The sequence below is a fragment of the Streptomyces sp. NRRL WC-3742 genome (genome assembly GCF_000720635.1).
In the GTDB taxonomy this organism is placed as follows: Bacteria; Actinomycetota; Actinomycetes; order Streptomycetales; family Streptomycetaceae; genus Kitasatospora.
Map to the genome: position 1 here is coordinate 98,862 of NZ_JOCF01000047.1, position 13,234 is coordinate 112,095.

At 70.4% G+C, this 13,234-nt stretch carries 13 protein-coding genes and 1 pseudogene; 9 read left to right on the forward strand and 5 right to left on the reverse strand.

Features of this window, described 5'->3' with window-relative positions:
- Positions 1–36 precede the first annotated feature (36 nt).
- Genes IH61_RS0124955 through IH61_RS0124965 form a run of 3 tightly spaced genes read left to right on the forward strand, consistent with a single transcriptional unit; the run spans position 37 to position 2,611 of the window.
- Complete coding sequence (locus IH61_RS0124955) at positions 37–375, forward strand: hypothetical protein (protein ID WP_031073565.1); 339 nt, start codon at positions 37–39, stop codon at positions 373–375.
- Positions 372–2,057, forward strand: coding sequence for an alpha/beta hydrolase (locus tag IH61_RS0124960; RefSeq protein WP_051837898.1), 1,686 nt, complete (start codon positions 372–374; stop codon positions 2,055–2,057). The genes IH61_RS0124955 and IH61_RS0124960 overlap by 4 nt, the downstream gene beginning before the upstream one ends.
- A 2-nt stretch (positions 2,058–2,059) precedes the next feature.
- Positions 2,060–2,611, forward strand: coding sequence for a hypothetical protein (locus IH61_RS0124965; protein WP_158845277.1), 552 nt, complete (start codon positions 2,060–2,062; stop codon positions 2,609–2,611).
- Between the two features lie 76 nt (positions 2,612–2,687).
- Here IH61_RS0124965 and IH61_RS0124970 read toward each other — a convergent pair whose 3' ends face one another.
- Complete coding sequence (locus IH61_RS0124970; RefSeq protein WP_031073571.1) at positions 2,688–4,211, reverse strand: peptide MFS transporter; 1,524 nt, start codon at positions 4,209–4,211, stop codon at positions 2,688–2,690.
- A gap of 328 nt (positions 4,212–4,539) precedes the next feature.
- Here IH61_RS0124970 and IH61_RS0124975 point away from each other — a divergent pair, with 328 nt between their 5' ends.
- Positions 4,540–5,214 (forward strand): response regulator transcription factor, encoded by a 675-nt coding sequence (locus tag IH61_RS0124975; RefSeq protein WP_030290974.1) that lies wholly within the window; start codon positions 4,540–4,542, stop codon positions 5,212–5,214.
- A 72-nt stretch (positions 5,215–5,286) separates the two neighbouring features.
- Positions 5,287–6,531 carry an ATP-binding protein gene (locus IH61_RS0124980; RefSeq protein ID WP_031073573.1) on the forward strand — a complete coding sequence of 415 codons (1,245 nt, stop codon included), beginning with the start codon at positions 5,287–5,289 and terminating at the stop codon, positions 6,529–6,531.
- Between the two features lie 15 nt (positions 6,532–6,546).
- Here IH61_RS0124980 and IH61_RS0124985 read toward each other — a convergent pair whose 3' ends face one another.
- Together IH61_RS0124985 and IH61_RS0124990 are read right to left on the reverse strand one after the other, a co-directional pair.
- Positions 6,547–7,242 (reverse strand): ester cyclase, encoded by a 696-nt coding sequence (locus tag IH61_RS0124985; RefSeq protein WP_031073574.1) that lies wholly within the window; start codon positions 7,240–7,242, stop codon positions 6,547–6,549.
- 123 nt (positions 7,243–7,365) lie between these two features.
- Complete coding sequence (locus tag IH61_RS0124990) at positions 7,366–7,941, reverse strand: GtrA family protein (RefSeq protein WP_051837901.1); 576 nt, start codon at positions 7,939–7,941, stop codon at positions 7,366–7,368.
- A gap of 259 nt (positions 7,942–8,200) precedes the next feature.
- On the opposite strand from IH61_RS0124990, the gene IH61_RS0124995 reads away from it, so the two are divergent.
- Genes IH61_RS0124995 through IH61_RS0125005 form a run of 3 tightly spaced genes read left to right on the forward strand, consistent with a single transcriptional unit; the run spans position 8,201 to position 11,100 of the window.
- Positions 8,201–9,340 (forward strand): 5-(carboxyamino)imidazole ribonucleotide synthase, encoded by a 1,140-nt coding sequence (locus tag IH61_RS0124995; protein ID WP_031073577.1) that lies wholly within the window; start codon positions 8,201–8,203, stop codon positions 9,338–9,340.
- Positions 9,337–9,867, forward strand: a complete 531-nt coding sequence (gene purE / locus IH61_RS0125000; protein WP_031073580.1) for a 5-(carboxyamino)imidazole ribonucleotide mutase — start codon at positions 9,337–9,339, stop codon at positions 9,865–9,867. Before IH61_RS0124995 ends, purE begins: the two co-directional genes overlap by 4 nt.
- Before the next feature lie 33 nt (positions 9,868–9,900).
- The gene (locus IH61_RS0125005) at positions 9,901–11,100 is read left to right on the forward strand and encodes a dipeptidase (RefSeq protein ID WP_031073582.1); all 1,200 of its coding nucleotides are present in this window, start codon (positions 9,901–9,903) and stop codon (positions 11,098–11,100) included.
- On the opposite strand, the gene IH61_RS0125010 is transcribed toward IH61_RS0125005, so the two are convergent.
- Both IH61_RS0125010 and IH61_RS0125015 read right to left on the reverse strand, forming a co-directional pair.
- The gene (locus IH61_RS0125010; protein WP_031073584.1) at positions 11,097–11,516 is read right to left on the reverse strand and encodes a CoA-binding protein; all 420 of its coding nucleotides are present in this window, start codon (positions 11,514–11,516) and stop codon (positions 11,097–11,099) included. The genes IH61_RS0125005 and IH61_RS0125010 overlap by 4 nt on opposite strands.
- Positions 11,517–11,564: 48 nt before the next feature.
- The gene (locus tag IH61_RS0125015; protein ID WP_031073586.1) at positions 11,565–12,902 is read right to left on the reverse strand and encodes a UDP-glucose dehydrogenase family protein; all 1,338 of its coding nucleotides are present in this window, start codon (positions 12,900–12,902) and stop codon (positions 11,565–11,567) included.
- Positions 12,903–13,111: 209 nt separating this feature from the next.
- Here IH61_RS0125015 and IH61_RS46210 point away from each other — a divergent pair.
- Positions 13,112–13,234: pseudogene (locus tag IH61_RS46210) on the forward strand (acyl-CoA dehydrogenase family protein); the annotation flags it as partial.

The window sequence follows — 13,234 nt, forward strand, 5'->3', positions numbered from 1 at the left end:
TGTCCCGAAAGGATCCAGGACCCTGGGGGAGGGCGAATGGGCACCGTCATCGTGAGGCCCGCGGAGCTGAACGCGTCGGCGGGGGTGGCGCGCAGTATCGGGGAGGATCTGGCGAAGTCGTGCACGTCCGCGATCACCGACAGCCGTACGGCGGTCGGGCAGTTGACGGGCTGGTCGGTGGTCGCTGCGCTGGAGCAGGTGGCGACCGCCTGGGATCCCGTTCTGGCGACCGTCCGTGACCGGTTCGGGAAGACGGCGGACAATCTTGCCGCCACCGCCCAGGCGTACACCGACCACGAGGACGCCGTCACCGACGTCTGGCAGAAGAACAAGATCGCGGAGCCGTCGGACGCGAAGCCGAAGGGGGCCCCGTGAGCGGCCCGGCGGCGGTCAACCGGTTCGAGTTGCTGATGTGCTTCGACCCCGCCGGCCTGCACGCGGCGGCCAAGTCCTGGCACGGGTTGGCGAACGCGACCCGTTCCGCCAGGACGAGGCACCGGAGCCAGGTGGACGGGCCGCTGCGGCAGATGCACTGGCAGGGGAAGGACGCGGAGACCGCCTTCTGGACCATGCGCCGCACCGAGGAGATGCTGGAGGTCGTCCGGGTGGAGGCCGCGGCCATCGCGCTCACCCTGAACACCGTCGCGGACCGGATGTACCAGGCGCAGACCAACCTGAAGAACGCCGTTCAGCGCGCTCAGGAATGGAATCTGACGGTCGGCCCGGACGGCACCGTGAACCCCCCGAAACAGGGCTTCGCCGAAGCGCACGACCCTGGTGAACTACCCGAACGCAAGGCCCAGTTGGACCAGTGCAAGCAGCTCCAGCAGCGCATCGACAAGGCACTGTCCGACGCGCAGACCGCCAGTGACAAGGGCAAGGAGGTGCTCGGGAACCGTGACCCCGGCATCCTCACCCAGCCCCGGGTGTTCGGCGCGGTGGCCGGCACCGCCGGTGTCGGGGACGCGGTGGAGAAGGCGCTCGGGCTCGACGGCATCTCCGTCCCGGACAACAAGGACCCGCAGAAGGCCGCCGCCTGGTGGAAGACCCTGACCCCCGACCAGCAGGCGGACTTCATCGCCCTCCACGCGGACCGGATCGGCGCCATGGACGGCCTGCCGTCCGCCGTACGGGACGAGGCCAACCGGCTGTTCCTCGACCAGCAGTTGGACAAGAGCGAGGCGGGCCACGCGCGCGACACCAACCTGACCTCCGAGGAGTACAACAAGCAGCAGGCCGGGCTCCGCGCGCTGCGGGACCGGCTGGCGGAGCAGGACGGCGCCCCCGAGGGCAAGCAGCTCTTCCTGCTCGGCCTGGACCCGAACGGGCACGGGCACGCGATCGTTGCGATGGGCAACCCCGACACCGCGGACCACACCGCCGTACTCGTCCCGGGGACCGACACCACGATCGCCAGCATGCCGCGCGAGATCAAGCGCATCGACGCCACGCAGGAAGCGGCCAGTGACGCCTGCCAGGGCACCAAGAAGGTCGCCGTGATCTCCTGGCTCGGCTACGACGCGCCCGAGATCCCGCCCGAGAACTTCTCCGTCGCGGACACCGAGCGTGCGAAGGACGGCGCCGCGCCGATGCGCCAGTTCACCGAGGGTCTTCGCGCCGCGCAGGGCGACCACCGCAGCCACCTCACCGTGATCGGCCACAGCTACGGCACGACGGCGGTCGGAGCGGCCGCCTCCGGGGGCGCGGGGCTCGGGGCGGACGACATCATCGCGCTCGCCAGTCCGGGCATGATCGTGCCGGATGCCGGAAAGCTCCACATCAGCACCGATCACGTCTGGGTCGGCACGGCGAACGACGACCCCATTCGTTTCGCGTCGGGGCTCACCTTGGGGCGCGACCCGAGGAGTGACGTGTTCGGGGGACACAACATCCAGATCGACACCAGCGGGCACAGCGGCTACTGGGACGAGGGCAGCATCACCCTCATGAACCAGGGCCGCATCATCGTCGGCGCCGATCCGCTCCAGGCCCCGAAGAAGATCGAGGGGCACTTCGTCGTCCCGCCCTACAACGTGTCCGGCGCGGGAGGTCGGTGACCGTGGCCCGGGCAACCACGCGGCGCACGGGCGTCGCGGTCGCGCTGCTTCTCTTCCTCTCCCCGCTGATCGGAGGTTGTGTGTCCCAGGACCACGCGGACGGCGCAGGCCGGGACGATCCGCTGCCGGTGAAGAGCCGGGAGGAGGCCCTGAGCTGGGCCAAGCGGACGACCGACTACCTGGCGCAGCTCGTCGGCACCACCATCAGGCCGGAGGGGGCCCGGACCTCGTACCGGGACTGCGTCGGCAAGGAGGGCGAGATGCGGGACGACGGCCGCTTCGTCATGTCGTACGCGGGCTATGCGCCGTTCCCACTGGAGCAGCACCCGGAGGCGGCCCGCAAGGTCCGGGCGGAGTTGGAGAAGGAGGGCTTCGAGATCGCCGGGTACCGGGAGAAGGTGGACAGCGGGAGGATCGACGTGATCGTCGACGCCTACCAGAAGTCCAGCCGCTACCTGATGACGCTGGAGACCATGCAGTCCGGGGACCTCATGTTCCGGATCAACACCCCCTGCCTGATGCCCCCGAGCAGCTCCGGCGCCCCGCAACCCTGAGGCCCGGGAAAAACGACCGGGGCCGTCGCGGATCTCAGGAATCCGCGACGGCCCCGGTGGCCTTGTGGGGCAGACGTCAGTGGACGTCGCCCATGAGGGCCTGGACCTTCTTGCGGTAGGTGTACACCGCGAAGCCGGCGAGGACGGCGAGGGCGGCCTGGACGGCGATGATCGTGGTGCCGTCGAGGTTGACGCCGGCCAGGGAGAGGAGGCTGGTGGTGCAGTCACCGGCGGTGACTGCGAGGAACCAGACGCCCATCATCTGGGAGGCGTACTTCTGCGGCGCCATCTTGGTGGTGACCGAGAGGCCGACGGGGGAGAGGCAGAGCTCGCCGACGGTCTGGACCAGGTAGATCGAGACGAGCCAGAGCGGGGAGACCTTGGTGCCGCCGTCGGCCATCGTCATCGGGAGGATGAAGAGGAAGAAGGAGGCGCCGATCAGGGTCAGGCCGATCGAGAACTTCACGATCGTGTTCGGCTCCTTGTTGCGGCGGGACAGCCACAGCCACAGGAAGGCGAACACGGGGGCGAGCGCCATGACGAACAGCGGGTTCAGCGACTGGTACCAGGTGGCGGAGAAGCCGAAGCCGAACAGGTTGTCCGCGGTCTTCTTGTCGGCGAACAGCGACAGGGTGGAGCCACCCTGGTCGTAGATCATCCAGAAGATGGCGGCCGCGGCGAAGAACCAGATGTACGCGGACATCTTGGACTGCTCGCCGGCGGTGAGGTCCTTGTCGCGCTTGATGCGGGTCAGGACGACGACCGGGATGAGCAGACCGGCGATGGTCAGCGGGACGAGGGCCCAGTTCAGCGTGTAGTAGCCCAGGCCGACGACGGCGGCGTAGAAGGCCACGATGCCGAGGACCACGAGGCCGCCCTTGACCAGGAGGTTCTTGGTCTCCTCCGGCTTGAGCGGGTTCGGGACGACGCTGCTCTTGGCGCTCAGGTGGCGGCTGCCCAGCAGGAACTGGACGAGGCCGAAGGCCATGCCGACCGCGGCGAGGCCGAAGCCCAGGTGCCAGTTGTACTCCTTGCCGATGGTCCCGATGATGAACGGGGCGGCGAAGGCACCGAGGTTGATGCTCATGTAGAAGACCGTGAAGCCACCGTCGCGGCGCGGGTCGTCCGGGCCGTTGTAGAGGTGGCCGACCATCGTGGAGATGTTGGCCTTCAGCAGGCCGGAGCCGATCGCGACCAGGAACAGGCCGGCGAAGAACGCCGCCGAGCCCGGGACGGCCAGCGCGATGTGGCCGGACATGATCACGAACCCGGCGATGGCCACGGTCTTGCGGGCGCCCCAGACCCGGTCGCCGAACCAGCCACCGGGGTAGGCCATGAGGTAGACCATCGAGACGTAGACGGAGTAGACCGCCGTCGCGAGCGCCGCCGACTTGGCGAGGCCACCGCCCTGGCTGCCGACGGCTGCGTCGGCGCCACCGGAGACCAGGTAGTAGATGAGCAGGGCGCGCATGCCGTAGTAGGAGAAGCGCTCCCACATCTCGGTCATGAACAGCGTGGCGAGACCTCGGGGGTGCCCGAGGAAGGTCTTGCCGCTGGGGGAGGCCGACGCGAGGTCGGCGGCCCGGGTCGTAGACGCCATGTGTAGTGGTTCCTTGCCTGAAGCGTCCGCCAAGGGGGGTGCGGCGGACGTGGACTCGAACCACTCTACGTGGCGATATTTGGCGTTATCAGATGACAAACGTCGTGAATCAGCCGGGTTAATAACAAAGTTGGCATCGGATCTTCCCGATTGATCCATGGTAGATCGGCGCGTCTTCCTTCGGTTCAAAGATGCAAGCGCAGATTCTGCGCCGAACAGCCGGTCTGCAACGCTTCGTTGACCCGCGGCGTGTCCTTGTATAACGATCACGCTCTGTGAAACACCTCACAGGACGTACGGGCATACCCCGGCGGACTACCATCACCACATGACCTGTGTGCTTCTCGCCGAGGACGATCCGGCGATCTCCGAACCCCTCGCCCGGGCCCTGCGACGCGAGGGCTATGAGGTGCTCGTCCGCGAGGACGGTCCGACCGCCCTGGCCGCCGGGCTCACGGAGGAGGTCGACCTCGTCGTCCTCGACCTCGGTCTGCCGGAGATGGACGGCCTGGAGGTCTGCCGCCGGCTGCGCGCCGACGGCAAGAGCTGCCCCGTCCTGGTGCTGACCGCCCGCGCCGACGAGGTGGACACCGTCGTCGGCCTGGACGCCGGCGCCGACGACTACGTCACCAAGCCGTTCCGCCTGGCCGAGCTGCTCGCCCGCGTCCGGGCCCTGCTCCGGCGCGGCAACGTCGACCAGCTCACCACCGGCGCGCACGGCGTGAAGATCGACATCGAGTCCCACCGCGCCTGGCTCGGCGAGGAGGAGCTGACGCTCTCCGCCAAGGAGTTCGAGCTGCTGCGCGTCCTCGTCCGCGACGCCGGCCGGGTCGTGACCCGCGAGGAGATCATGCGGCAGGTCTGGGACACCACCTGGTGGACCTCCACCAAGACCCTCGACATGCACATCTCCTGGCTGCGCAAGAAGCTCGGCGACGACGCGGCCAACCCCCGCTACATCGCCACCGTGCGCGGCGTGGGCTTCCGGTTCGAGAAGAATTAGCCCCCACCGGCCCCCGTACGGAGAACGGGGCCGGGAACCGGTCGACGGAAGCACACCTCGGGGAGCGGCAGCGTGAAACGCCGGATGATCAACTCGCTGCTGGGCGTCGTCCTGGTGGTGGTCGTGGTGTTCTGCGTACCGCTCGCCCTGGTCGAGAAGCGCACCATCGTCAACTCGGCCCGCGACCGGGTCGACGCGACCGCCGTCCGGGTGCTCGCCCTGGTCGAGAGCCGGATCAACGCCAACGAGGCGGTCAACGGGCACTCCTTCGAGAGCCAGGTCACCGACGGCAGCTACGTCGAGGTGCAGCTGCCCGGCCAGGACGTCGTCTCGGCCGGTGAGCGCCCGGCCGGGAACCAGCTGCTGAAGGCCGCCGAACGCGGGAGCAGCGGCGCGATCGTCACCGTCGAGCAGTCCCGCGAGGACGTCGACCACGAGGTCGCCAACATGCTGCTGCTGCTCGGCGTCGTCGCCCTGCTGGCCATCCAGGCGGCCGTCGCCCTCGCCGTCCGGCAGGCCAAGCGGCTCGCCCGCCCGCTCACCGACCTCGCCGAGACCGCCGAGCGGCTGGGCTCCGGCGACCCTCGCCCGCGCGACCGCCGCTACGGGGTTCCCGAGCTCGACCGCGTCGCCGAGGTGCTGGACACCAGCGCCGAACGGATCGCCCGGATGCTCACCGCCGAACGCCGGCTCGCCGCCGACGCCTCGCACCAGCTGCGCACCCCGCTCACCGCGCTGTCCATGCGGCTGGAGGAGATCACCGCCGTCGCCGAGGACCCGGAGACCGTCAAGGAGGAGGCGACCATCGCCCTCCAGCAGGTCGAGCGGCTCACCGACGTCGTCCAGCGGCTGCTCACCACCCAGCGCGACCCGCGCAGCCCCACCGCCGTCGCCTTCGACCTGGACGAGGTGATCAAGCAGCAGGTGGAGGAGTGGGGCCCGACGCTGCGGGAGAAGGGCCGGCTGCTCTCCCTGGAGGGCCTGCACGGCGTCACCGTGGTCGGCACCCCGGGGACGGTCGCCCAGGTGCTCGCCACGCTGATCGAGAACTCGCTGATGCACGGCGCCGGGACGATCACCCTGCGGGTGCGGCCCTCCGGCACCTCGGTGGTGGTCGAGGTGCAGGACCAGGGCCAGGGCGTGCCGCCGGACCTCGGCAACCGGGTCTTCGAGCGGGCCGTCAGCGGCCGCAACTCCACCGGCATCGGCCTCGCCGTCGCCCGCGACCTCGCGGAGGCGGACGGCGGGAGGCTGGAGCTGCTCTCACTGAGGCCGCCGGTGTTCGCGCTGTTCCTCGGCCGCAGCCACGCGGAGTGATCGGAATGATCGGGGTCATCCGGAGGGCAGCACGCCGAGCTGGCGCATCAGGCCCATGACGTCCCACTGCCACCAGCCCTCGGTGATCCGGCCGTTGTGGCAGCGGAAAGTGGTCGTGCCGCGCCCGATCACCGACCTGCCGGTGTTCGGGATCTCCCGGAAGGCGCCCTTCTGGTGGGCGTGCCAGGTCCAGCGGGTGGCGACCTCGTCGCCTTCGGCGATCTGGCTCTCCACCTCGAAGGTGAACTCGAAGGCGTCCACGTAGGCGGCGCAGCGCTCTCGGAACGCCTGGATGCCGACCGCGTCGCCCTCGCTGCCGTAGTCGTGGTCGTGGTAGTCGGCGGCCATGCACTCGTCGATGACGTCGAGGTCGCCCGCGGCCAGCCCGTCCAGGACCCTGCTCGCGAGGGCCTTGTTGAACTGGGCGTCGCGGACCACGTCGAGGTCGGTGAAGGTGGGCGGCGCGTCACAGAGCGCCACCATCTCGCGGAAGATCCGGTCCGTCTCGGGCAGCTTGGAGTTGCGCATCGCCTCCTCGTAGGAGGGGAACTCCACGATCTCCACGACGTGGCTCTTGTCGGAGCGGTCGGTGGCGACCACCGCGTGGGAGGCGGTGCGCCTGCCCTTCGTTGACTCGGCCCAGGTGTCCATGAGCCGGTTGAGGTCGTCGAGTTTGTCGGTCTTGCAGTCGATGATCTGGACGAACGCCATGGCGAGCCTCCTGACCCCCTGGCCTCGATCGTCCGCAGGCCGTGCTCGCCCTCGGTCACCACTGTCCTCTCGGGGAGGCGGGCCCTGCAAGCGGAGGCAAGCGCGGGGGAGGAGGAGCGGCTGCTACTCGGCGGGGGCGTAGCGGATCTGCTCGGCGGCCAGCATCAGCTCGGCCTGGGCGGCCAGCTCCTGCCCGCTGGCGGTGGCGGGCGCGGGAACCGTGGCAGCGCCGGCGGTCGCCGGCTCCTCGGTCTCGGGCAGCGCCTTGAACACCCAGGTCCGGTACGAGACGAAGCGGAACACCGTGCCGAGGCCGAGGCCGACGACCTTGGCGCCCAGTTGCTCGTAGTGCGAGTCCAGGTTCAGCACGTAGACGGTGAAGGCGAGCACGCCGGTCTCGATCAGCATGCCGATGCCGCTGAAGATCAGGAACAGCGTGATCTCGCGCTTGCGGGAGGCGGCGTCCCGGTCCCGGTACAGCCAGTAGCGGTAGCCGAGGTAGTTGGTGGCGATCGCGATGACCGTCGCCGCGATGTTGGACCGCAGCGAGGCCAGGCCCAGGCCGTTGATGCAGACCCAGAACACGGCGAAGTTGACCACCACGCCGCTCAGGCCGACGATGCCGAACTTCACGACCTCACCCGTGAGCCCGCGCAGCTTCTGCTCGAGCGGGGGTTTCGAAGCTTCGGTCGTCGCCATACCGGGCTGCCTCCATGTACCTGCGGGACGAAAGGGTGTCCCACCGGGCCGGAGCCACCCCTTGAGTCCTGCGTGCACGCACATGATCCGACTACGCGGACGAGGACCTGGCCGTCCAGGCTACCCGCTTCCATCGAACGGCTCAGCCCTCCGGGGTAGGGGTTGACATCTACGCGCGTCCAGTACTCACCGTCCCCGGGCGGCTCCACCACCTCCCACCGGCCCGGATATCCTGGGCCGCGTGACTTCCCCGGGCAATGTGAATTTTCCAGTGGTGGGCATGATCGGCGGCGGGCAGTTGGCCCGCATGGCACACCAGGCGGGCATCCCGCTGGGGGTCAGGTTCAAACTCCTCGCCGACACGCCCCAGGACTCCGCGGCGCAGGTCGTCTCCGAGGTCGTCCTCGGTGACTACCGCGACCTCGACACCCTGCGCGCCTTCGCCGCCGGCTGCGACGTGATCACCTTCGACCACGAGCACGTGCCGACCGAGCACCTGCGCGCCCTGGAGGCGGACGGCATCGCCGTGCGCCCCGGCCCGGAGGCCCTGGTCAACGCCCAGGACAAGGGCGTGATGCGGGCCAAGCTGGACTCCATCGACGTGCCCTGCCCCCGGCACCGGCTGGTCGCCGACCCGGCCGACGTCACCGCCTTCGCCGGCGAGGGCACGGGCTACCCCGTCGTCCTCAAGACCGTCCGCGGCGGCTACGACGGCAAGGGCGTCTGGGTCGTCGACGACGAGGAGCAGGCGCAGGCGCCGTTCCTCGCCGGCGTCCCCGTGCTGGCCGAGGAGAAGGTCGACTTCGTCCGCGAGCTGGCCGCCAACGTCGTCCGCTCGCCCAGCGGCCAGGCCGTCGCCTACCCGGTCGTCGAGAGCGTCCAGGAGAACGGCGTCTGCGCCGAGGTCACCGCCCCCGCGCCCGGCCTCGACCCGGCCCTGTCCGACGAGGCCCAGCAGCTCGCCCTGCGCATCGCCGGCGAGCTCGGCATCGTCGGCCACCTCGCCGTCGAGCTGTTCCAGACCCGCGACGGCCGCATCCTCGTCAACGAACTCGCGATGCGCCCCCACAACTCCGGGCACTGGACCCAGGACGGCGCCGTCACCTCGCAGTTCGAGAACCACCTGCGGGCCGTCCTCGACCTCCCGCTCGGCGACCCCCGGCCGCGCGCCAGGTGGACCGTCATGGTCAACGTCCTCGGCGGCGACTACCCGGACATGTACCACGCCTTCCTGCACTGCATGGCCCGTGACCCCGGGCTGCGCATCCACATGTACGGGAAGGACGTGAAGCCCGGCCGCAAGGTCGGCCACGTCAACGTCTTCGGGGACGACCTCGACGACGTCCGCGAGCGCGCCCGCCACGCGGCCGCCTACCTGCGAGGAACGATCACCGAATGACCTCCGCCGCTCCTGTTGTTGGCATCGTCATGGGCTCGGACTCCGACTGGCCCGTCATGGAGGCCGCCGCCCAGGCCCTCGACGAGTTCGAGATCCCGTACGAGGTGGACGTCGTCTCCGCCCACCGGATGCCGCGCGAGATGGTCGCGTACGGCGAGAACGCCCACACCCGCGGCCTCAAGGCGATCATCGCGGGCGCCGGCGGCGCCGCCCACCTGCCGGGCATGCTCGCCTCCGTCACCCCGCTGCCCGTCATCGGCGTGCCGGTGCCGCTGCGCTACCTGGACGGCATGGACAGCCTGCTCTCCATCGTCCAGATGCCCGCCGGCGTGCCGGTGGCGACCGTCTCGGTGGCCGGCGCGCGCAACGCGGGCCTGCTCGCGGTGCGGATGCTCGCCGCCTTCGACCCCGAACTCACCGAGAAGATGGCCGAGTTCCAGGCCGAGCTCAACAACCAGGCCACCGAGAAGGGCAAGAAGCTGCGCGCCAAGGTCGCCGGCTCCAGCTCCTTCGGCTTCGGCAAGTAACCCCTGTCGTGGGGGTGGGGTAGAACAACCGGTATGACTTCGGACTCCCTCACCCCGCTCGACCGCGCCCGCGCACTGCTGCGCACCGCCCCCGTGGTGGACGGCCACAACGACCTCCCCTGGGCGATGCGCGAGCAGGCCGGGTACGACCTCGGCGCGCTCGACCTCGCCGCCGACCAGAGCGACCACCTGCACACCGACCTCGCCCGCCTCGCGGAGGGCGGGGTCGGCGCGCAGTTCTGGTCCGTCTACGTGCCCGCCTCGCTCGCCGGGGACCACGCCGTCAGCGCCACCCTGGAGCAGATCGACTTCGTCCACGCCCTGGTCGAGCGCTATCCCGACCGGCTGCGCCTCGCCCGTACGGCCGCCGACATGGAGGCTTCCCGCGCCGAGGGCCGGATCGCCTCCCTCATGGGCGCCGAGGGCGGCCACTCCATCGACTGCTCGCTCGCCACCCTGCGGGCCCTGTACGAGATGGGCGTGCGGTACATGACGCTCACCCACAACGACAACGTGCCGTGGGCGGACTCCGCCACCGACAAGCCGGTGGCGGGCGGGCTGACCCGCTTCGGCGAGGAGGTCGTCCGGGAGATGAACCGGCTCGGCATGCTCGTCGACCTCTCGCACGTCTCCGCCGACACCATGCGCGACGCGCTGCGCGTCACCGAGGCGCCCGTCGTCTTCTCGCACTCCTCCGCGCGGACCGTCTGCGACCACCCGCGCAACATCCCCGACGACGTGCTCGCCCAGCTGCCCGCCAACGGCGGGGTGGCGATGGCGACCTTCGTGCCCAAGTTCATCCTGCCCGCCGCCATCGAGTGGACGGCCGAGGCCGACGAGAACATGCGCGCCCACGGCTTCCACCCGCTGGACACCACCCCGCCCGCGATGGAGCGCCAGCGCGCCTACGAGGCCGAGCACCCGCGCCCGGTCGCCACCCCGGCCACCGTCGCCGACCACCTCGACCACATGCGCGAGGTCGCCGGCATCGACCACATCGGCATCGGCGGCGACTTCGACGGCACCGCCTTCCTGCCGGAGGGCCTCGACTCGGTGGCCGGCTACCCGAACCTGGTCGCCGAACTCCTCGGCCGCCACTGGTCCGAGGCCGACCTCGCCAAGCTCACCTGGCACAACGCGGTACGCGTCCTGCGCGACGCCGAGTCCGCCGCCGCCTCGCTGCGCACGAGCCGCCGCCCGTCCATCGCCACCATCGCGCAGCTGGACGGCTAGGACCTGTCCAGCAGAGGGATCTCGATGGCCGGGCACCTGTCCATGACCATGGCCAGCCCGGCCTCCCGCGTGCGCCCGTACGCGGCCTCGTCCACCACGCCCAGCTGGAACCAGACCGCCTTGGCCCCGACGGCCACCGCCTGATCGGCCACCTCCCCGGCGAGGTCGGACCGAACGAACACGTCCACCACGTCGATGGGGAACGGGATCTCGGCGAGCGAGGCGTAGCCCTGCTCGCCGAGGACGGTCTCGGCCTTCGGGTGGACAGGCACGACGCGCTTGCCGTACTTCTGCAGCACCCGCGCCACGCCGTGGGCGGCCCGGGCGGTGTTGGTGGACAGGCCCACCACCGCCCAGGTGTCGCCGGTGCCGGTGAGGATCTCGCGGACCGTCGCTTCGTCGCCGTAGTTCGTCATACCGCTGTCAACGGCATACCCCGGAGGGGGATTCCCCCAGGAGGTGCGTCAGCTGGGGCGGCCCAGGGCGCGGTACGTCCATCCGGCGGCGCGCCAGGCGTCGGCGTCGAGGACGTTGCGGCCGTCCAGGAGGCGGCGTTCGGCGACGACGGCGCCGAGCGCGGCCGGGTCCAGCTCGCGGAACTCGGCCCACTCGGTGAGGTGGAGGACGACGTGGGCGCCCTCGGCCGCCTCCAGGGCGGAGCCGGCGTAGGTGAGGGAGGGGAACATCCTGCGGGCGTTGTCGACGGCCTTCGGGTCGTAGACGGTGACCTGGGCGCCCTGGAGCTGGATCTGCGCGGCCACGTTGAGGGCGGGGGAGTCCCGGATGTCGTCCGAGTTGGGCTTGAAGGCGGCGCCGAGCACGGCCACCCGGCGGCCCAGGAACCCGCCGCCGCACTGCTCGCGGGCCAGCTCGACCATCCGGGAGCGGCGGCGCATGTTGATCGAGTCGACCTCGCGCAGGAAGGTCAGCGCCTGGTCGGCGCCCAGCTCGCCGGCCCGGGCCATGAACGCCCGGATGTCCTTGGGCAGGCAGCCGCCGCCGAAGCCGAGGCCGGAGTTGAGGAACTTGCGGCCGATCCGCTCGTCGTGCCCGAGCGCGGTGGAGAGCATCGTGACGTCCGCGCCGGCCGCCTCGCAGACCTCGGCCATCGCGTTGATGAAGGAGATCTTGGTGGCCAGGAAGGAGTTCGCGGCGGCCTTCACCAGCTCGGAGGTCGCGTAGTCGGTGACCAGGAACGGCACCCCGGCCGCGATCGGCTCGGCGTACACCTCGCGCAGCAGCCGCTCGGCCCGCTCGCTGCGCGCGCCGACCACGATCCGGTCCGGCCGCAGGGTGTCCTGGACGGCGAAGCCCTCGCGCAGGAACTCCGGGTTCCAGGCGAGTTCGGCCTCCTCGCCGACCGGGGCCAGCGCGGCCAGCCGCTCGGCGAGCCGGGCCGCCGAGCCGACCGGCACGGTGGACTTGCCGACGACCAGGACCGGGCGGGTCAGGTGCGGGGCCAGCTCCTCGATCACGGCGTCCACGTACGACATGTCGGCCGCGAACTCGCCCTTGCGCTGCGGGGTGTTGACGCAGACGAAGTGGACGTCGGCGAACCGCGCGACCTCCTCGACGGAGCTGGTGAAGCGCAGCCGCCCGGTCGAACCCTCGTGCCCGGCCACGTGCTTGACCAGCAGCTCGGACAGCCCCGGCTCGTACATCGGGACGCGGCCGGCGGTCAGCATGGCGATCTTGTCGGGGTCGATGTCCAGACCCAGCACCTCGAAGCCGAACTCCGCCATCGCGGCGGCGTGCGTGGCGCCGAGGTATCCGGTGCCGATCACGGAGATGCGGAGGGTCACGGGTTCCCCTTAGTGCGGTTCGACATGCGGTTCGACGTGTGCTGAGACCGGCCTGCCGACCGGAACCAGGTGCTCCCCGATGCTATCGGGCCCCGCCGGGGCGCCCGATCCGCCCGCGTCCGAGACGCTAGGCAGCCGCAGGTCGGAGCCCTAGGATCTGGTACTGAACGGTAGTTAACCGGTACTTCGAGCTGGACGAGGCGGGCATCATGGCGGGCAGCGCAGGCGCGGCTGACTTCGATCTCTTCCGTATCTCCGAGGAGCACGAGATGCTCCGTGAGGCGGTGCGTTCGCTGGCCGAGGCGAAGATCGCTCCGTTCGCGGCGGAGGTG